At 60.1% G+C, this 18,819-nt stretch carries 20 protein-coding genes; 8 read left to right on the top strand and 12 right to left on the bottom strand.

Features of this window, described 5'->3' with window-relative positions; translation table 11 throughout:
- Positions 1 to 15: 15 nt before the first annotated feature.
- The 3 genes from ACOTY5_RS20310 to ACOTY5_RS20300 all read right to left on the bottom strand — a co-directional run bounded on the left by ACOTY5_RS20310 (position 16) and on the right by ACOTY5_RS20300 (position 2,493).
- Entirely contained in the window at positions 16 to 678 is a 663-nt protein-coding gene (locus ACOTY5_RS20310; RefSeq protein ID WP_003861228.1) for an HAD family hydrolase, read from the bottom strand.
- Positions 679 to 784: 106 nt separating this feature from the next.
- The gene (locus ACOTY5_RS20305) at positions 785 to 1,579 is read right to left on the bottom strand and encodes an SDR family NAD(P)-dependent oxidoreductase (RefSeq protein ID WP_032649780.1); all 795 of its coding nucleotides are present in this window, start codon (positions 1,577 to 1,579) and stop codon (positions 785 to 787) included.
- A gap of 32 nt (positions 1,580 to 1,611) precedes the next feature.
- A complete protein-coding gene (locus tag ACOTY5_RS20300; protein ID WP_032649778.1) occupies positions 1,612 to 2,493 on the bottom strand; it encodes a LysR family transcriptional regulator in 882 nt (293 codons plus the stop codon).
- A 99-nt stretch (positions 2,494 to 2,592) separates the two neighbouring features.
- On the opposite strand from ACOTY5_RS20300, the gene ACOTY5_RS20295 reads away from it, so the two are divergent.
- The 8 genes from ACOTY5_RS20295 (at position 2,593) to arnF (ending at position 10,769) form a co-directional block, all read left to right on the top strand.
- Positions 2,593 to 3,099 carry a phenolic acid decarboxylase gene (locus ACOTY5_RS20295; protein WP_017384099.1) on the top strand — a complete coding sequence of 169 codons (507 nt, stop codon included), beginning with the start codon at positions 2,593 to 2,595 and terminating at the stop codon, positions 3,097 to 3,099.
- 324 nt (positions 3,100 to 3,423) lie between these two features.
- Positions 3,424 to 4,563, top strand: coding sequence for a UDP-4-amino-4-deoxy-L-arabinose aminotransferase (arnB, locus tag ACOTY5_RS20290; RefSeq protein WP_045142167.1), 1,140 nt, complete (start codon positions 3,424 to 3,426; stop codon positions 4,561 to 4,563).
- 1 nt (position 4,564) lies between these two features.
- On the top strand, positions 4,565 to 5,548 hold the full coding sequence (arnC, locus tag ACOTY5_RS20285; protein WP_045142168.1) for an undecaprenyl-phosphate 4-deoxy-4-formamido-L-arabinose transferase: 984 nt from the start codon (positions 4,565 to 4,567) through the stop codon (positions 5,546 to 5,548).
- Complete coding sequence (gene arnA / locus ACOTY5_RS20280; RefSeq protein WP_045142169.1) at positions 5,545 to 7,527, top strand: bifunctional UDP-4-amino-4-deoxy-L-arabinose formyltransferase/UDP-glucuronic acid oxidase ArnA; 1,983 nt, start codon at positions 5,545 to 5,547, stop codon at positions 7,525 to 7,527. The genes arnC and arnA overlap by 4 nt, the downstream gene beginning before the upstream one ends.
- A complete protein-coding gene (gene arnD / locus ACOTY5_RS20275) occupies positions 7,524 to 8,426 on the top strand; it encodes a 4-deoxy-4-formamido-L-arabinose-phosphoundecaprenol deformylase (protein ID WP_045142170.1) in 903 nt (300 codons plus the stop codon). Before arnA ends, arnD begins: the two co-directional genes overlap by 4 nt.
- A complete protein-coding gene (gene arnT, locus ACOTY5_RS20270; protein ID WP_015571498.1) occupies positions 8,423 to 10,066 on the top strand; it encodes a lipid IV(A) 4-amino-4-deoxy-L-arabinosyltransferase in 1,644 nt (547 codons plus the stop codon). The genes arnD and arnT overlap by 4 nt, the downstream gene beginning before the upstream one ends.
- Positions 10,066 to 10,389, top strand: coding sequence for a 4-amino-4-deoxy-L-arabinose-phosphoundecaprenol flippase subunit ArnE (arnE, locus tag ACOTY5_RS20265; protein ID WP_015571497.1), 324 nt, complete (start codon positions 10,066 to 10,068; stop codon positions 10,387 to 10,389). Before arnT ends, arnE begins: the two co-directional genes overlap by 1 nt.
- Positions 10,386 to 10,769, top strand: coding sequence for a 4-amino-4-deoxy-L-arabinose-phosphoundecaprenol flippase subunit ArnF (gene arnF / locus ACOTY5_RS20260; protein WP_045142171.1), 384 nt, complete (start codon positions 10,386 to 10,388; stop codon positions 10,767 to 10,769). The genes arnE and arnF overlap by 4 nt, the downstream gene beginning before the upstream one ends.
- Here arnF and acpT read toward each other — a convergent pair.
- Genes acpT through ACOTY5_RS20215 form a run of 9 tightly spaced genes read right to left on the bottom strand, consistent with a single transcriptional unit; the run spans position 10,741 to position 18,818 of the window.
- A complete protein-coding gene (gene acpT, locus ACOTY5_RS20255; RefSeq protein WP_045142172.1) occupies positions 10,741 to 11,334 on the bottom strand; it encodes a 4'-phosphopantetheinyl transferase AcpT in 594 nt (197 codons plus the stop codon). The genes arnF and acpT overlap by 29 nt on opposite strands.
- Positions 11,335 to 11,336: 2 nt before the next feature.
- Positions 11,337 to 12,566: a beta-ketoacyl-ACP synthase gene (locus ACOTY5_RS20250; protein ID WP_017384107.1), complete on the bottom strand. Its 1,230-nt coding sequence runs from the start codon at positions 12,564 to 12,566 to the stop codon at positions 11,337 to 11,339.
- Complete coding sequence (locus ACOTY5_RS20245; RefSeq protein WP_026094333.1) at positions 12,563 to 13,294, bottom strand: 3-ketoacyl-ACP reductase FabG2; 732 nt, start codon at positions 13,292 to 13,294, stop codon at positions 12,563 to 12,565. The genes ACOTY5_RS20250 and ACOTY5_RS20245 overlap by 4 nt, the downstream gene beginning before the upstream one ends.
- Positions 13,288 to 13,761 carry a 3-hydroxy-fatty acyl-ACP dehydratase gene (locus ACOTY5_RS20240; RefSeq protein WP_045142206.1) on the bottom strand — a complete coding sequence of 158 codons (474 nt, stop codon included), beginning with the start codon at positions 13,759 to 13,761 and terminating at the stop codon, positions 13,288 to 13,290. Before ACOTY5_RS20240 ends, ACOTY5_RS20245 begins: the two co-directional genes overlap by 7 nt.
- Positions 13,761 to 14,927 (bottom strand): beta-ketoacyl-[acyl-carrier-protein] synthase family protein, encoded by a 1,167-nt coding sequence (locus tag ACOTY5_RS20235; RefSeq protein ID WP_023304573.1) that lies wholly within the window; start codon positions 14,925 to 14,927, stop codon positions 13,761 to 13,763. The genes ACOTY5_RS20240 and ACOTY5_RS20235 overlap by 1 nt, the downstream gene beginning before the upstream one ends.
- A 1-nt stretch (position 14,928) precedes the next feature.
- Positions 14,929 to 15,507 carry a DUF3261 domain-containing protein gene (locus ACOTY5_RS20230; protein WP_045142173.1) on the bottom strand — a complete coding sequence of 193 codons (579 nt, stop codon included), beginning with the start codon at positions 15,505 to 15,507 and terminating at the stop codon, positions 14,929 to 14,931.
- Positions 15,504 to 17,825: an MMPL family transporter gene (locus ACOTY5_RS20225; RefSeq protein ID WP_047731211.1), complete on the bottom strand. Its 2,322-nt coding sequence runs from the start codon at positions 17,823 to 17,825 to the stop codon at positions 15,504 to 15,506. Before ACOTY5_RS20225 ends, ACOTY5_RS20230 begins: the two co-directional genes overlap by 4 nt.
- A complete protein-coding gene (locus ACOTY5_RS20220) occupies positions 17,794 to 18,399 on the bottom strand; it encodes an outer membrane lipoprotein carrier protein LolA (protein ID WP_023295558.1) in 606 nt (201 codons plus the stop codon). Before ACOTY5_RS20220 ends, ACOTY5_RS20225 begins: the two co-directional genes overlap by 32 nt.
- Positions 18,396 to 18,818 carry an acyl-CoA thioesterase gene (locus ACOTY5_RS20215; RefSeq protein ID WP_006812302.1) on the bottom strand — a complete coding sequence of 141 codons (423 nt, stop codon included), beginning with the start codon at positions 18,816 to 18,818 and terminating at the stop codon, positions 18,396 to 18,398. Before ACOTY5_RS20215 ends, ACOTY5_RS20220 begins: the two co-directional genes overlap by 4 nt.
- Between the last annotated feature and the right edge of the window lies 1 nt (position 18,819).

The following is an 18,819-nucleotide window of genomic DNA, read 5'->3' as shown; positions in this document are numbered from 1 at the left end:
GGCACCGGGCCGCACCTAACCCTTAATTGGTGAATTTCGGCGCTTGCTCGGATGATGAAAATGCCGCCAGTGTGGATCCTGCGCCGCCGCCAGCAACTCGTGGTCGCCACGCGTGTCGCCCCAGGCGCGCAGGTGATACGCGTTCAAATCCCCATACACCTTCTCCAGCCTCGCCACCTTCTGGGCACAACGGCAGTTGTGGCCGGTGATCCGCCCGGTCAGCTTGCCGTCTTTCACTTCCAGCTGCGTGCCAATCAGCTTAATGCCGAGCTTATCGGCCCACGGCTGCAATACCAGCGCCGGGGAAGCAGAGCAAATCGTCACTTCCGCACCGGAATTGACCTCGTTGGCGACGGCCAGCACACCTTCCGGGCGCATCAGCTTGTTCCAGTATTTTTCACAGAAGGCTTCCGCCTGCTGACGTAACCAGTGCTCATCCACCCCCGTCAGGAAGGTTTTGATCAACACCTCTTTCAGCTCATCTCGCGTCAGCTTGCGGCGCACACAGTGCAGCGTAGGCAGGGCCATGCGCACCAGTCGGCCAGCAAAGTAGCGCTTGCCAAAGGCAAAGCGCAGGAACGGGATAAAACTGTCGTGGTGCGTCAACGTACCATCAAAGTCAAAGACAGAGAGCACGCTGGACTTCGCCACGGCTTCGTCGGCAATCATATTGGTCATAAATACGTCTTAGCTGAAATACACATTCTGTTCACTAGTTTACCTGCTTTACCTTCACAGTCCTTATATCAGGTCGCATTTTTTCCTGAACCTGTGGCCTGACGGGTCAAACAATGTCATCCACCACGCCGCCGTCAACGCGCAGCGCCGCGCCGGAAGTCGCGGAGGCCTGCATGGAACAGACATACACCACCATATTCGCCACTTCTTCCACCGTGGCGGCGCGCTGGATCACCGAGCTGGGGCGATTCGCCATCACGAACTCTTTCGCCAGCTGTTCCAGCGATTTACCGGTTCTTTCGATCTCGTCTTTCATCATCGCGGCAAAACCGTCCGACATTGTCGGGCCCGGCAGCACGCTGTTCACCGTCACGCCACTGCCTGCCACGAACTTCGCCAGACCGCGCGCCAGCGAGAGCTGGGCGGTTTTTGTCACGCCATAGTGGATCATATCCGCAGGAATATTGCATGCCGATTCCGACGAGATAAACACCACGCGACCCCAGCCCTTTTGTACCATGCCGGGCAGCAGGGCACGAGAAAGGCGCACGCCGGACATCACGTTGGTCTGCCAGTAGCGTTCCCAGGTCTCGTCGTCGGTGGAATAAAAATCCTGCTGGCCATAGATCCCGGCGTTATTCACCAGAATATCGACGTGCGTGGCAACCCTGAGCAGTTCGTCAACGCCCTCCTGCGAGCTCAGATCGGCTATGGCAGCACGGACCTGTACGCCCGGCACCACCTGCTGTAGCGCCTGAATGCCTTTGTTCACCGAGTCGACGCTGCGCCCGTTCACGATCACTTCCGCACCGCTCTCCGCCAGCCCGCGGGCGATGGCAAACCCAATACCGCCGGTGGACGCGGTCACCAGCGCTACTTTCCCCGTTAAATCAATTTTCATCATTCGCTCCTTGTCATCTTATGGTTCAAAACTTAAAGCGTAGCAGTTGACGATGACGGCTCCTGTTTAAAAAGGCGCAACAGCGTCTCAACCTGCTCGTCCAGCGGGCTGAGGGAGCGTTTGACGATGAGGTGCAGCGGCGTGGCGCGACGTACGCCGTGGCTGAGCGGCAGCGTTTTAAGGATGCCCTGCTGGAGCGGGGTCTGAATGCGTTCTTCCGGTAACCAGCCGTATCCAACCTGATACATCACCGCTTCGATCGCGGCATCGATGGTGGAGAAGGTCCACGACTCCCCGGTGGGGTGAGCGGTTGGCTGGCTGTCTGCGATCTGAATGCGCGGCCACGGTCGTAGCATCTCGTCGTTAAGCGGTGTATCCAGCGCAAACAGCGGGTGAGCGTGATGCGCGACGGCAACAAAATCGATATTCATCAGCCATTCGCCCAGGCCGGTAATGTCCTGGCGGCGGGTTAAGACCATCACGTCGGCTTCATCATTGAGCGCATCCGCGCGGCTGTTTTCCAGCACCTCGGTAAGCCGCACCTGCGTTTGCGGGTACAGCTGCTGAAACTGGCGCAAAATCGCGAACAGCCGGCTGCGCGGAAAAATACTGTCTACCATCAGGTCGATACGGGTTCGCATCCCGCTGCGCAGGGTCGCAGCGCGCGTTTCAACATAGGCGAAGGCTTTCAGCAGCGGTTTAACCTGATTCAGCAACAGCTCACCCGCCGGTGTCAGCACGGCACGCCGTCCCTCTGTCATCAGGAGCGCCACGCCCAGCCGCTCCTGCAACAGCGACAGGTTATAGCTGACCGAGGACTGGCTGCGGTGGGTCTCTTCCGCCGCCTTAGCGAAGCTGCCAGCCTCGATGACTCTCTCCAGCAAGGCCCACTGTTCGAGCGTCGTCTTGTGCATAATTAATCTAAATTTTGGATGAATTTGATTCAAACATAGCGTTATTCATTCGTTTTTTGAAGGAATAAGATCGTCTCATCAAAACAAAGGAGACATCGTATGAGCACCTTCGATAAACATGATTTAAGCGGCTTCGTCGGCAAACATCTGGTATATACCTACGATAATGGCTGGAACTACGAAATTTACGTTAAAAACGAAAACACCCTGGACTACCGTATTCACAGCGGTCTGGTGGGCAACCGTTGGGTGAAAGATCAGCAGGCCTACATTGTTCGTGTTGGGGAGAGCATCTATAAAATTTCCTGGACGGAGCCAACCGGTACCGACGTGAGCCTGATCGTGAACCTGGGAGACAGCCTGTTCCACGGCACCATCTTCTTCCCGCGCTGGGTCATGAATAATCCGGAAAAAACCGTCTGCTTCCAGAACGATCACATTCCACTGATGAATAGCTACCGTGATGCCGGGCCAGCGTATCCAACCGAAGTGATTGATGAATTTGCCACCATCACCTTCGTGCGCGACTGCGGTGCGAATGACGACAGCGTTATTGCGTGCGCGGCCAGCGAGTTGCCAAAAAACTTTCCTGATAATTTAAAATAAGCGCGACAATTAACTAAAAAGAAAAGTTCCCGACTCATTTCATATTTATTGGAAATGGTCGGGGATTTTTTTATTTGTTGATGTTTGGTTTAGATAATTGACTTTAATACGGTGAGCGGAATCACATAATAAATAATTCATAATTACTTAAACTATTGTTTAATAATGAATTTATATAAATTCACCCCTCCTTTTTATCACCATCTTAATTTTTCCCTAAGAAATGAACGTTACCTTGAGATGAGTTTATGGTTCGTTGAAATAAACGAATCGGCATTTGGTTAATATCAAAAAGTTGCCATGCATAACTCAAGGAAATTAATAATGCGTGATTTTTTGCCTTTTTCCCGGCCCTCAATGGGCGCGGAGGAAATCGCCGCGGTACAGGAGGTAGTAACCTCCGGCTGGATCACCACCGGGCCGAAAAATCAGATGCTTGAAGAGGCGTTCTGTACGCTGACGGGAAACCGTCATGCGATTGCCGTCTCCTCTGCCACGGCGGGGATGCACGTCACCCTGATGGCGATGGGGATTGGTCCCGGCGATGAGGTGATTACGCCCTCCCTGACCTGGGTATCGACGCTGAATATGATCGTGCTGCTGGGTGCCATACCGGTGATGATCGACGTCGACAGAGACACGCTGATGGTGACGCCTGAAGCGGTCGACGCCGCCGTTACGCCTCGCACCAAAGCCATTGTGCCGGTTCATTATGCGGGTGCGCCGTGCGATATTGACGCCATCCGCGCCGTCGGTGAACGTCACGGTATTCCTGTCATTGAAGACGCGGCCCATGCCGCCGGAACGTACTACCACAGCCGTCATGTGGGCTGGCGGGGCACCGCAATTTTCTCCTTCCATGCCATCAAAAACATGACCTGCGCCGAAGGTGGGCTGGTGGTGACGGATGACGAGCAGCTGGCGCAAAACATCCGTAGCCTGAAGTTCCACGGTCTGGGCGTTGATGCCTATAACCGCCAGACCCATGGCCGCGCGCCGCAGGCCGAGGTCATCACCCCGGGTTTTAAATACAACCTCGCGGATATCAACGCCGCGCTGGCGCTGGTGCAGCTCGGCAAGCTGGGCGAAGCCAACAGGCGCCGTCGCGACATTGCCGACCGCTACCTGCTTGAACTCTCGGATACCCCTTTCCAGCCGCTGTGCATTCCGTCCTGGCCGCATCTGCACGCCTGGCACCTGTTTATCATTCGCGTGGATGAGGCCCGGTGCGGCCTCTCGCGTGATGCCCTGATGGCCGCGCTGAAGGAGCAGGGCATCGGTACGGGCCTGCATTTCCGTGCGGCACATACGCAAAAATACTACCGCGAGCGTTTCCCTGATGTGTCGCTTCCGAACTCTGAATGGAACAGCGCGCGTATTTGTTCTCTCCCTCTTTTCCCGGACATGACCCATGACGACACAACCCGCGTCATTACCGCGCTCCATCAGCTTGCAGGACATTGATATGTTCAGTGCGCCGCCTGTACAAAAAGTTTCCGTGGTGATCCCGGTCTATAACGAGCAGGAGAGCCTGCCGGAACTCATCCGCCGCACGACTGCCGCCTGCGAGACGCTCGGCAAAGCTTATGAAATTCTGCTGGTTGACGACGGCAGCAGCGACGACTCCGCGCGGATGCTGACCGACGCCGCGCAAGCGGAGGGCAGCCACATTGTTGCCGTACTGCTCAACCGTAACTACGGCCAGCACTCGGCAATTATGGCCGGGTTCAGCCACGTTACGGGCGATCTGGTGATTACCCTGGATGCTGATCTGCAAAACCCGCCGGAAGAGATCCCGCGTCTGGTCGCCAAAGCCGACGAAGGCTACGACGTGGTCGGCACCGTGCGGCAAAACCGCCAGGACAGCCTGTTCCGTAAGCTGGCGTCTCGCACCATCAACCGTCTGATCCAGCGCACCACCGGTAAAGCGATGGGCGACTACGGCTGCATGCTGCGCGCCTATCGCCGCCACATCGTCGACGCCATGTTGCACTGCCATGAGCGCAGCACCTTCATTCCGATTCTGGCGAACATCTTTGCCCGTAAAGCGACGGAGATCCCGGTGCTGCACGCCGAGCGCGAGCACGGGGAGTCAAAGTACAGCTTTATGCGTCTCATCAACCTGATGTACGACCTGATCACCTGCCTGACCACCACGCCGCTGCGCCTGCTGAGCGTGTTCGGCAGCGTTATCGCGCTGGCCGGGTTTGCGCTTTCCGTTCTGCTGGTCGTTCTGCGGCTGGTCTTTGGTCCCCAGTGGGCGGCGGAAGGGGTCTTTATGCTGTTTGCCGTGCTGTTCACGTTCATTGGCGCCCAGTTCATCGGTATGGGTCTGCTGGGTGAGTACATTGGCCGTATTTACAACGATGTTCGCGCGCGTCCGCGCTATTTTATTCAACGTGTTGTCCGTCAGGAGCACCTGGCATCTCAAGAGGAAAACCACCCATGAAAACCGTCGTCTTTGCCTATCACGATATGGGGTGCACGGGCACGCAAGTCTTGCTGGACGCAGGCTTCGACATTACCGTCATCTTCACCCATCCGGATGTTGCCGGGGAAAACCACTTCTTCGGCTCGGTGGCGCGTATTGCGGCTGAACACGGTATTCCGGTTTACGCCCCGGACGATGTGAACCATCCGCTGTGGGTGGATCGTATTCAGAAGCTTGCGCCGGACGTGATTTTCTCTTTCTACTACCGCAATCTGCTTTGCGACGACATCCTGAGCGTGGCGACAAAAGGCGCATTTAACCTGCACGGCTCGCTGCTGCCTGCCTACCGTGGCCGTGCGCCGCTGAACTGGGCGCTGGTTAACGGTGAAATGGAAACCGGCGTAACGCTGCACAAAATGGTACGCCGTGCCGATGCGGGCGGTATCGTGGCACAGCTGAAAGTGGGCATTGGCGCTGATGAAACGGCGCTGGAGCTGCACCACAAGCTCTGCATCGCCGCGCAAAGCCTGCTTCGCGACGCGCTGCCGACGATCCGTCAGGGGACTTTTACCGAAACCGTGCAGGACGAAAGCAAGGCAAGCAGTTTTGGTCGCCGCACGCCGGAGGACGGGCGACTGGACTGGGCGAAACCGGCGCGTCAGCTGCATAACCTGGTGCGCGCCGTGACCGACCCGTGGCCGGGCGCGTACAGCTTCGCCGGGGTCAGTAAATTTATCGTCTGGAAATCCCGCGTGCGTGAGGACATTCCGGCGGCAAAACCGGGCACCGTCATCTCCGTCTCTCCGCTGATTGTGAGCTGCGGCGAGCAGGCGCTGGAGATCGTCACAGGACAAACGGATAACGGGCTGTACGTGCAGGGGGCGCAGCTGGCGCAGTCTCTTGGGCTGGTGGCGGGGGCGCTGATCACCAGCGCGCCGGTGGTGGCGATCAAACGCCGCACGCGCGTCTTAATCCTCGGCGTGAACGGGTTTATCGGTAACCATCTGACCGAACGGCTGCTGGAAGACGACAATTACGAGATCTACGGTCTCGATATCGGATCCGATGCGATCGGTCGATTCCTCACTAATCCCCGTTTCCACTTCGTTGAAGGGGACATCAGCATCCATTCCGAATGGATCGAGTACCACATCAAAAAATGTGACGTGGTGCTGCCGCTGGTGGCGATTGCCACCCCGATTGAATACACCCGTAACCCGCTGCGCGTGTTCGAACTCGATTTCGAAGAGAACCTGAAGATTATCCGCGACTGCGTGAAATACGATAAGCGCATCATCTTCCCGTCGACGTCGGAAGTGTACGGCATGTGTACCGACAATAACTTCGATGAAGACACCTCCAGTCTGGTGGTCGGGCCGATTAACAAGCAGCGCTGGATCTACTCCGTCTCCAAACAGCTGCTGGACCGCGTGATCTGGGCATACGGTGAGAAAGAGGGGCTACGCTTTACCCTGTTCCGCCCGTTTAACTGGATGGGGCCGCGCCTGGACAACCTGAACGCCGCGCGTATCGGCAGCTCCCGCGCTATCACCCAGCTGATCCTCAACCTGGTGGAAGGTTCGCCCATTAAGCTGATTGAAGGTGGCAAACAGAAACGTTGCTTCACCGATATCAGCGACGGTATTGAAGCGCTGTTCCGCATCATCGAAAACAAAGACGGCCGCTGTAACGGAGAGATCATCAACATCGGTAACCCGGACAACGAAGCGAGCATCCGCGAGCTGGCGGAAATGCTGCTGGCAAGCTTTGAACGTCACCCGCTGCGCAGCCAGTTCCCGCCGTTTGCCGGTTTCCGCGAAGTGGAGAGCAGCAGCTACTACGGCAAGGGTTATCAGGACGTTGAGCACCGCAAGCCGAGCATCCGCAATGCGAAGCGCTGCCTGAACTGGACGCCGACGGTGAAGATGGAGCAGACCATTGATGAAACGCTCGACTTCTTCCTGCGCACCGTGGAGCTGTCGGAACAGGCATCATGAAAAAGGTCGGTTTACGCATTGACGTCGACACCTTTCGCGGCACGCGCGAGGGTGTGCCGCGGCTGCTGGAGTTGCTGAGCAAACACAACGTGCGCGCGACGCTTTTCTTCAGCGTCGGGCCAGACAATATGGGGCGTCACCTGTGGCGCCTGGTTAAACCGGCCTTTCTGTACAAAATGCTGCGCTCGCGCGCGGCATCGCTCTACGGCTGGGATATCCTGCTGGCCGGAACCGCATGGCCCGGCAGGCGCATCGGCGCGGAAAATGAAACGATCATCTGCAAGGCCGCGCAGCATCATGAAGTGGGGCTGCACGCCTGGGATCACCATGCCTGGCAGGCCTGGGCGGGCGTGTGGGATATCCCCCGCCTGGCGCGTGAGGTTGAGCGCGGCGTGCTGGAGCTGGAAGCCATTACCGGCCAGCCTGTGCGCTGTTCCGCCGTGGCGGGATGGCGGGCCGACCAGCGCGTGGTGAAGGCCAAAGAGCGCTTTGCCTTTCGCTACAACAGCGATTGCCGGGGCACCGGACCGTTTTTACCGCTGCTGGGGGAAAACCGAACCGGCACGGTGCAGATTCCGGTCACCCTTCCGACGTGGGATGAAGTGGTCGGGCGCGAGGTGAGTGCCGACAGGTTCAACCGTTACATTCTGGATGCGATGCACCGCGATGCCGGTACGCCGGTTTATACCATCCATGCCGAAGTGGAAGGCATTGCGTATCAGCAGGATTTTGACGCGTTGCTTGCGCTGGCGGCGCAGGAGGGCATTCAGTTCTGCCCGTTAAGCCAGCTGTTGCCGGAGGATCCTGGCACGCTGCCCCTGGGAAAAATCGTCCGTCGTGAAATGGCTGGCCGGGAAGGCTGGCTTGGCTATCAACAAACCGTGAGCCCGGCACTATGAAAACAGCCCGCTATGGCCTGACGCTTCTCGCCCTGTTTGTCGTTTACTACCTCCTTCCGGTCAACCTTCGCCTGTTATGGCAGCCAGATGAGACGCGCTATGCGGAAATCAGCCGCGAAATGCTGGCCTCCGGCGATTGGGTGGTCCCGCATTTCCTCGGGCTGCGTTACTTTGAAAAACCCATTGCCGGTTACTGGGTGAACAGCATCGGGCAATGGCTATTTGGACACACCAATTTTGCCGTTCGCGCGGGGGCGATATTCTGCACCGGGCTGACGGCGCTGCTGGTGATCTGGCTGGCCTGGCGTCTCTGGCAGGATAAGCGGGTGGCGATCTTCTCCGGCCTGATCTTCTTAACCCTGTTCCTGGTCTATGGCATCGGCACCTACGCCGTGCTGGATCCCATTATCACCCTCTGGCTGGTGGCGGCTATGTGCAGCTTCTGGCTGGCTTCGCAGGCGAAAACGATAGCCGGAAAAGCGGGGGGCTACATTCTGCTGGGGCTGGCCTGCGGCATGGGCGTCATGACCAAAGGCTTCCTGGCGCTGGCGGTACCGGTGATTGGCGTGCTGCCGTGGGTGATTGCGCAACGACGCTGGAAGGAGGTGCTGGTTTTCGGCTGGCTGGCGATCCTCAGCTGCGTACTTATCGTCCTGCCCTGGGGGCTGGCAATCGCTCAGCGTGAACCCGATTTCTGGCGTTACTTCTTCTGGGTGGAGCATATCCAGCGCTTTGCCCGGAGCGATGCCCAGCATAAAGCGCCGTTCTGGTACTATCTGCCGTTCCTCATCGCGGGAAGTCTGCCGTGGCTGGCGATGCTGCCGGGCTCGCTGCGCCTGGGATGGCGAGACAGAGAAAACGAGAGGGCGGGGCTTTATCTGCTGGGCTGGATAGTGATGCCGCTGCTGTTCTTCAGCATCGCCAAAGGCAAGCTACCGACCTATATCCTGCCGTGCTTTGCGCCGCTGGCGATCCTGATGGCGCGCTACGCCTGCACCGTCGCCGAAAAAGCGTTACGTATTAACGGTGGGATCAATATCGCGTTTGGCGTGCTTGGCATGCTGGCGGCGCTGGTGGTATCGCCATGGGGGCTTGCTAAACATCCGGTCTGGACACCGGTCGAATTGTACAAAGTCTTCTGTGCCGTGGTGGCGTTTCTGGTCTGGGCCTCGGTGGGCTGGTTTACCCTTAAAAATCCGCAGCGCTGGTGGCTGGCGGCGCTTTGCCCTGCCGGACTGGCCCTGCTGGTGGGTTTTGCGATCCCGGACCGGGTAGTGGATTCCAAACAGCCGCAGTCGCTGGTGGATTCCGTTCGTGAGCCATTGCAGATGAGTAAATTCGTCCTGGCGAACAACGTTGGTATAGCCTCCGGGCTGGCGTGGGAGCTTCAGCGTAATGACATCATTTTGTATGGGCAGAGCGGTGAGCTGAAATACGGCCTGGATTATCCGGACGCTAAGGGGCGTTTTGTGAGCAAAGATGATATCGCGCACTGGCTTGAAGCGCATCGTCAGCAGGGACCGGTGTCGCTGGTGATCCTGCTGTCGAAAAACGACGACCTGGCCCGCGCCGGGCTGCCAAAACCGGACAACCTGACGATTCAGGGGCGTCTGGCTTACCTGCAATATCTGCCGCAGTGATGGCCTGGATCTGGCTGGTGCTGGCAAGCCTGTTGAGCTGCGCAGGTCAACTGTGCCAGAAACAGGCGACCCGGGCAGGCGGCGGTCAGCAGGTCGCCCTGTGGCTTGGGCTGGCCCTGCTGATGCTGGGTGGCGGGATGGTTGCCTGGCTGGTGGTATTGCAGCATCTGCCCGTCGGGGTGGCGTACCCCATGCTGAGCCTTAACTTTGTCTGGGTAACGCTGGCGGCAAAAATCGTCTGGCATGAGCCTGTCCCGCTACGTCACTGGCTGGGCGTCGGGTTGATTATCGTCGGGGTTATTTTGCTGGGAGGAAGCCTGTGAACGGTGCGTGTTGGGCGTTATGCAGCGTAGTGTTAGTCAGCGTGGCGCAGCTGCTGCTGCGTCATGCGATGGTGACGCTGCCCCCGATGAGCGACGCTTTCTGGGCAGCCCTCTGGCATATAGCCCCCGATACGGGCGCGCTGATGCTGGGGCTGACAGGCTATTGCGCCTCAATGGGCTGCTGGTATCTGGCATTGCATCGTATGGCGCTCAGCAAAGCGTATGCCTTGCTGAGCCTCAGTTACATCCTGGTGTGGAGTGCTGCAATTTTACTGCCCGGCTGGGGAGAATACTTTTCCTGGCGCGGGCTGGCGGGCGTCGGCTTGATTATACTCGGTGTGCTGGTCATTTTTATGCCGCAGAAATACCGGAGTAAGTAACCGCTTCCGCCGTTAAGGTGAAAGGCGTAGTGGTACAGACCGCCAGGCTCAGCGAGCCGAAGCGTAGCTGACTGACCGGGAGGGTCTGGGCGGTGCTGTCAATACTGACAATCTGCCACGCGCTGCCGCCACGCTGTTTGACGATTGCCTCTTTGCGCGTCCAGATGCGCCAGAATGCGGAAAGCTGCTCTTCCGGCGCTTCACGTTCCAGCTCGTCATGTTCGGTGAGGCTGAAAACGGCATTCGCCAGCGCCTGCCAGTTCTCCCGCGGGCGGATCACTTCGATATCGCAGCCCACTTCACCTTCATCGCTCATCAGCAGGGCAATGTCGTCCCCGCTGTGGCTCAGGTTAAACCACAGAGGATGGCCGTTAGCGAAGGCCGGTTTTCCCTGCTCGCCGTAAATTATCTCGGGAAGCGGTGAGGGGGATAAGGTTCTGGCGAGCAGCGTCCGGCCTGCAAGCCAGGAAGCGTGTCGTGCACCCTGAGGTGCCATGTCTGCGAGCGTTGACGCCAGCGGGTCCGCGCTAAGGGTGGAGATCTTTCCCAGTACAAACTGGTACATAGTTACGCCCAGCGTTTAATGATTATCGAGGTATTGATGCCGCCAAAGGCAAAGTTATTGCTCTGAATAAATTCGCAATCAATCGGGCGGGTTTCCCCCATAATATAATCTAAAGCGCCGCATTGCTCATCCGGTTGTCTTAAATTGAGCGTTGGCGTGAACCAGCCCTCCCGCATCATGTGCAGACTCAGCAAGGCTTCCAGCGCGCCGCAGGCGCCCAGGGTATGGCCGAAATAACTCTTTAAGGATGAGATGGGCACGCTGTCGCCGAAAATGGCGGCGGTCGCCTGACTCTCGGCGATGTCCCCGCGATCGGTTGCCGTGCCATGGGCAGAAATGTAGCCAATCTCCTGAGGGCCAAGGCCCGCCATCGCCAGCGACTGCGCCATACACACCTGCATGGTTTCACGCTGGGGCTGGGTGATGTGCGCCGCATCGCAGTTGGTGGCAAAGCCCACGATCTCGCCATAGATTGTCGCCCCGCGGGCTCTGGCGTGATCCAGCGCTTCCAGCACCAGCGTGCCCGCCCCTTCGCCAATCACCAGGCCATCGCGCTGAACGTCAAACGGCGACGGCGTGGTTTTTGGCGCGTCGTTACGCTGGCTGGTGGCAAACAGGGTATCGAAAACCGCCGCTTCCGACGGGCACAGCTCTTCCGCGCCGCCTGCCACCATCACCGTCTGGTAGCCGTGACGAATCGCTTCCCAGGCGTAGCCAATCGCCTGGCTGCCAGAGGTACAGGCGCTCGAGGTGGGGATCACCCGTCCGCGCAGGCCAAAGAACAACCCGGTATTCACCGCCGTGGTGTGCGGCATCATCTGCACGTAGGTGGTGCCGGTGATGTTGTGGGTGTGCTTTTCGGTGAGCATGGAGGCGAACTCGCTGACCGGCCCGGTGCTGCCGGTCGACGAGCCGTAGGCGATGCCGGTCTGACCGTTGGTCAGCACCGCGTCGTCGATCAGTCCCGCCTGCTCCAGCGCCAGCTCGGTGGCGCGGGTAGAGAGCAGCGACACCCGGCCCATGGCGCGAATGCGCTTACGGGTATAGTGAGCGGGGAGAGTGAAGTCTTCAATCGGCGCGGCGAGCAGGGTTTGCAGGCCGTCATACGCCTGCCACTCCGTCATGGTACGCACCGCATTTTCATACTCGCGCAGACGGCGCGAGATGGTCGGCCAGTCCTCGCCGAACGCGGTGACGCCGCCCATGCCCGTAATCACTACCCGGCGGGTCATAGCATGCCTCCGTTAATCGAAATCACCTGACGCGTCACATAGCCTGCTTTATCCGACATCAGGTAACTCGCCAGCCCGGCGACCTCCTCGGCCTGGCCCATACGCTGCATCGGGATCATCGACATCGCCGCGTGCAGCGCAGCTTCGTCCATCTCGATCATGCCGGTATCGATCAGCCCCGGCGCGATGCAGTTGACGGTGATTTTGCGTTTTGCCAGCTCGGTGGCGAGCGCTTTGGTGGCGCCGATGATCCCGGCTTTCGCCGCGCTGTAGTTCACCTGCCCACGGTTGCCCATAATGCCTGACACCGACGACAGGGTGATGATCCGCCCGCCCTTGCGGGTGCCGATCATCGGCATAATGCAGGGATGAATGACGTTATAAAAACTGTCGAGATTGGTGTGGATCACGCTGTCCCAGTCATCGTCGCTGAGCGCCGGAAAAGCACCGTCGCGGGTAATACCGGCGTTACTGACCACGCCATACCACGCGCCGTGGTCAGCGATCTCCTGTTCCAGCACCGTGCGGCACTGCTCGCGGTTGCCCACGTCGAAGGTGAGTAAACGGCCCGCGCCGCCTGCCTGGACAATCGCTTCCAGCGTCTCCTGCGCGCCCGCTTCATCACGATGGTAATGCACGCCGACGGTGAAACCGTCCGCCGCAAGCTGAAGGGCGATAGCGCGGCCAATGCCTTTGCTGGCGCCGGTGACCAGTACGGATCTCATGATGGTGTTCCCTGGTTGAAAAGTGTGGTTAATTCTTCCTCGCTCGGCTGGAAGGTGTTCACGCGGCCCGTGGCGAGGGAGACACTATCCGCATGAATGGTGCACTCGAAGCTGCCAAAGCGTTCATCCTGCATCAGACGTTCGATGGTGATGGTCAGCGTGCAGCCTGCGGCAAAATGCCCTGCGTCGCACACCAGCTCGCGCGCGCCCAGCACCATGCCCAGCGCACAGTGCGGCAGCCCTTTTTGCATCCGGTGCCATTCAGACCAGACGCCCACGGTCTGGGCCATCAGCTCCAGCGCAAACCAGCCAGGCAGGTTGCCGTCCGCGTCCAGGAACGGAGCCAGAACGCCCCGATCGTTCACCGTCACGCTGCAAACGGCGCGGTCATCGGTGACGTTTTCCACGCTCTCAAGCAGCAGCATCGGCGTGTCGTGAGGAAGATAATCCCCGGGACGTAAGTAGCGCATCATACCCTCCCCAGCAGAAGGCTGGCGTTGTTGCCGCCAAACGCGAAGGAGTTTGACAGGATCGCCGGTTTATTCAGCGGTGCGCTCTGGTGCAGCAGGCCGAAGGCGGGCAGGGTGTCGTCTGGTGCGTAGCGGGAAAAATCCTGCGGCGGCAGCGGCAGGTCTCGGGTCAGGATCAGCCAGCTCAGGGCGGCCTCGGTGATCCCCGCGGCGCCCAGCGTGTGGCCGGTAAGATGTTTCGTGGAGCTGCACGGCACGCGGTCGCCAAAGAGATCGTGGATCACCTGCGCCTCAATGCGATCGTTCAGCGGCGTGGCGGTGCCGTGCAGGTTGATATAGCCGACGTCCGCCGCCGTCATGCCCGCCTCGTTCAGCGCCTGGTTGATGGCGCGGATCGCCCCTTCCCCCTGCGGATGCGGGGCGGAAATATGGTACGCATCGCTGGATTCCCCCGCGCCCAGGAGCGCAACCTCGCCCGGCTCGCGGGTCAGCACCATCAGTGCCGCCGCTTCGCCAATGGTGATCCCCCGACGGTGGCGGCCAAACGGTTCGCACAGGGTTGGGGAGAAGGACTCCAGGCTGTTGAAGCCGTTGACCGGCATGCGGCTCAGGCTGTCGGCCCCGCCGACGATGGCGACGTCCACCAGCCCGGCGTCAATCAGACGACGACCGCTGACGATCGCCCGCGCGCTGGAGGAGCAGGCGGTTGAGATGGTATACGCCGGGCCGTCCAGCGCAAGCCAGCGGGCGAGAAAGCGCGACGGATCGCCCAGCTCCTGCTGCGGATATTGCCACTGCGGGCTGCTCTCGCCGTTCTGCGCGCGGCGCACGTACTCATCACCCTCGTCCAGCCCGGAGGTGCTGGTGCCCAGAACAACCGCCACGCGGTCGCGCCCCACGCGCGCAATGGCCGCATCGACGGCGGGCCGGATTTGCGCCAGCGCCGCCAGCAGCAGTTGGTTGTTGCGGCTGCGATGCGCAGAAAAAGACCCGGGGACAGGGGGAAGTTCACCCTCCACGCCCCCCAGCACGGCCTCGGGTAAGCCCTGTAGCCAGCCTGCACGCTGGCGCATCCCGGGGGCCACACCAGCGATCAGGTTCGCCGCTATTTCATCAGCCGAGTTGCCGAGTGCGTTGACCATGCCAACGGCAGAAAGGTAAATCATCTCAGTCACCCAGATATTGAATGGTGATGTGGTAGTGAAAAGCGTGCTGCACAATGCTAATCGGTTCGCGCCTGCCGTTACGGTTCAGGTAGACAATTTCCGTGACCAGTTTGCCATCGGGGTTGCGCAGTTCGCGTCTGGTGTCAGTATCGTTCAGCGTCCAGCCTTTCGGCAACTGCGGCTGCCAGGCGCTGAGCGGCCAGTGGCTCAGCATCACGTCGGCCAGCACCTGGCTGGCGGGCGGCAGCTGCGGCATCACAACCGACTGCTCGGTGTGGATCCCGGTGTCGTCGTAGGTGGCGAGGAACAGGCGGATCCCGACGGAGGAGAGGCCGGCAAGCGTCACTTTATTTTCATCGGCGTTAAGCATTACCAGCAGCGACTGGGTCTGGCCTTTAAAACTGCCGGTAAGCAACTGCTGCGCGCGGATGGCAGGCGTGATGCCCGGCGGGGGCAGCGTGACGCGGGTGCCGGGCTGGAGCCAGGCCTGAGGGCGTGCATCATCGCGGTTCGTCGTATGGCTACACCCCGCCAGCAGCAGGGCCAGCATCACTGCCGCCAGGCGAATGAAACGGGTCATGGTAAGTTCTCTTTGTTAGACGGCATCGCCAGCGGGGCGAGCAGGAACGCGGTGAAGATACCGCTCACCAGCACAATGCCAAAGCTGCTGATGGCCTGAGTGGTGCTGAACACCAGCATCCCCAGCGTCAGCAGGGTAGTCATCATGGCGAGGGTAATCGCCAGCATGGAGGTCAGCGGCGTGCCGCGCGGGTTGCTGAAAAACAGCGTGTAGTTAATGCCAATGCCGAGGACCAGCACCAGCGCCAGCAGGGAAAACAGGTTCACCGGATGGCCCGTCACGGCCAGCGCCGCCAGCCCGCCGCCCAGCGACAGCACGGACGGTACCAGCGCCACCAGCCCTTTTCGCCAGCCGAGGCGTAGCATCGCGCCGCAGGCAATCACCGCCAGCGCCACGCCCAGCAGCCCCGTCAGCAGCGAGCGGTAAAGCGCAAACAGGTTGTCGAAGCTGGCCTTACGGTCAACCCAGACGACCCCGGGATGGCGGGCGGCCAGCTCGCCGAGCGCGGCGCTGTTCCTGACGCCATCGACCGGGACCAGCACACCGCTTTTGCCGTCCGGCAGCGTCAGCCACAGCAAACGCCAGCCCTCGCTGGCCGGGCTGGCGAGCCACGCCTCCACGCTGACAGGCATGGCGTTCAGGTTCGGTTCACTGGTCTTCAGCCCCGTGCTTTGCAGCATTTTCATCACCGTCGGCGCGGCGTTACGCAGAAGATGCAAATCGCTGTTCTGCCGCGCCAGCGAGTTCAGCGGCAGGGTGCGCCAGCGGGTTAATTCACCGGTTTTTTGCGCCTGCGCCAGCGCCGGGGTAAACGCCTCCAGCCGCTCCAGCGTTTCCTGAGCCGACGCGCCGTATACCACGAACCACTTCTGATCGACATTTTGCCCGGTCAGGGCGGTGATGGTTTTTTCCTGCGCCAGAATGTCCTGCGGCAGCGCCTGAAGCCGGGCGATATCGTCATCCACCCGCAGGCTGGCGATCCCGATGGCGGAGAGCAGCGCCAGCGCTACCGGCAGACCGACAGAGAGGGCTTTACCGTCGCGCCAGGCGTTCAGCCAGCGCTGCATCATCCCTCTCAGGGGGACCGGGCGGACCGGCATGCCCCGGCACAGCCACGGATGCCAGAACATTACCGTCAGGCACGAGGCGCTCAGCCCTGCGGCGGCGAACACCGCCATCTGACGAATGCCGGGGAAGGGGGCCAGCATCATGAAGAGATACGCCACGACGGTGGTCAGCAGCGCCAGCAGCAGCGCGTTACGTACTTTCGCCAGGCTTTGCCAGGGCGAGTGTTCCGCGCCGTGCACCATCCGCTCCGTGAGGTAGTAAATCGTATAGTCCGCCGAGATGCCGATGATGCTCATGCTCATCACCAGCGTCATCAGGTGCAGTTCACCGAACAGCAGCAGCGTCACGACCGTCCCCGCCAGCGCGCCGATGGCAATGGAGAGCAGGCTCAGCAGCAGCGGACGCACGGAGCGAAACACCGACACAATCAGCAGGATCACCCCGAGCACCGTGGCGACGCCAAGCGTGGAAATATCGTTTTTAGCCTGCTGGCTGGCGTAATCGCTGTAGAACACCGTCCCGCGCGAGAGCAGCTGCGCCTGTGGATACTGGCTTTTCAGCGTCTGCTGCAACGCGTTAAGGGTGGTCACCAGCTGGTGGGTTTGCTGCATATCAAACGATGAGCCCGCCAGCTCGCCGTGCAGCAGATACCAGTAGTTCCCGGCCGCATCTTTTGTCACCAGCCAGCCGTCCATCAGCTGCATCTTCTGGCTGTTTTTCGCCAGCGCGAGCTGCGCGCCGCGCATCAGCATCAGCGGATCGTTTTGCAGCTCCTTGCCGCTCACGCCGGAAAAGGCGGAGTAGAGCTGGGACAGGATCCACTGGGCCTGTGCTTGACCGCCGTTTTGCAGGCGGGCGCGGGTGGCCGGATCGACCAGGCCATTGCGGTGTTGCCAGAAGAAATCTCCCCAGGCCTGTTGCCCGGCGGCATCCAGCGGACCTTTTACGACACTCAGCGCCTGGCTGCGTTGCAGCAGGGTTAACCACTGCTGCGCCACGCGCGGGTCCGGCTGTTTGCCGGGGCTGACCAGCCAGATGAGCTGGCGGTCGAGGCGCTGCATAAATCCGTCGTTGAGAGCGGGAGGGATCGCGCCGAGCGTCTGTTTCGGCAGCATGGCGAGCACGCTGCTGTTCAGCCGCGCGCCGGGCAGCAGCGACAGCAGCACGCCCAGCAGGATCAGGCATACCGCGACCCACAGCAGCGCCGGGCGCAGGGCGTTACGGTGCGGCAAAGCGCTGGCGTTCTGCATCGGTCAGGCGGGCGGGCGTCAGTTGGTGGCGGGAGAGGGCGATATCCGTCGTGTCGCCCTGCTTATCGTTCAGGCGAATGGATTCCAGATAGATCGCGCCCTTCAAATCAAGGGTGGAGAAAATCTTGTCCAGCGGCGTGGTGACGGGCGTCAGCACCAGCGACCAGCGGCCTTCGCCCAGGTCTTTGAAATCGACGCGGAAGTTCTCTTCCAGCACCTTGCGGTCGGCCTGGAACAGCGCCCGCAGCAGATGGTTGAACTGGAACATCTGCGGGTTAGTGTCGGCGGTAATGGTCTGCGGCGACTGACCGTTGACGATCTGCACCATCCGTTTGTCATCCAGCAGTAGCGTCATCGGGAACGGCGCTTTTTGATCCCACAGCAGGCCATTGTCACGGGCGATCAGCATCTCCCCCTGCGAGCGCAGGGGCTGAGGCATATCCTTGATCGTGCGGATCTGTTCGAAGTGTGCGCGTACCACTGGTTGCTCCGCAAACCGCTGTTGCAGTTCATCCAGCGTGATCGCGTTCACCAGCGGGCTTACCAGCAGCGCGAGTAGCGTTATCCATTTCATGGCGCGATCCCCATGCGTTCGAACAGAATGGCCGGGCTGACAAAGCACATCTCCCGGCTTGCTTCTTCCACCGCCACCTGAATGGTGTAGCCGGTGGTGGTGCGTTTCCCGGTTTGCGCGTCGAAGATTTGATAGGCGATGCGCAGACGGTTTTCAACCTCTTCAATGTGGGCGCGGACGCGAATGCGCTGCTCGAAGGTCACCGCGTCGCGGTATTTCACCCGGGTATCCACCACCGGCCAGACGTAGCCGGACGCTTTCATCTGGCGATAGCCGTAATCAAACTGGTTGAGCAGCGCTTCGCGGGCAATCTCAAAGTAGCGGAAGTAGTTGCCGTGCCACACCACGCCCATCATATCGACATCGTGGAACGGAACGGTGATTTCAACTTCAGCCGTAAAGCGGGGATCGGTCAGCACC

The organism is Enterobacter cloacae complex sp. SHL018 (genome assembly GCF_049237905.1).
Lineage (GTDB): Bacteria > Pseudomonadota > Gammaproteobacteria > Enterobacterales > Enterobacteriaceae > Enterobacter > Enterobacter hormaechei_C.
The sequence above is the reverse complement of the archived record's forward strand: the minus strand, read 5'-3'. Positions and strand labels throughout refer to the sequence as shown.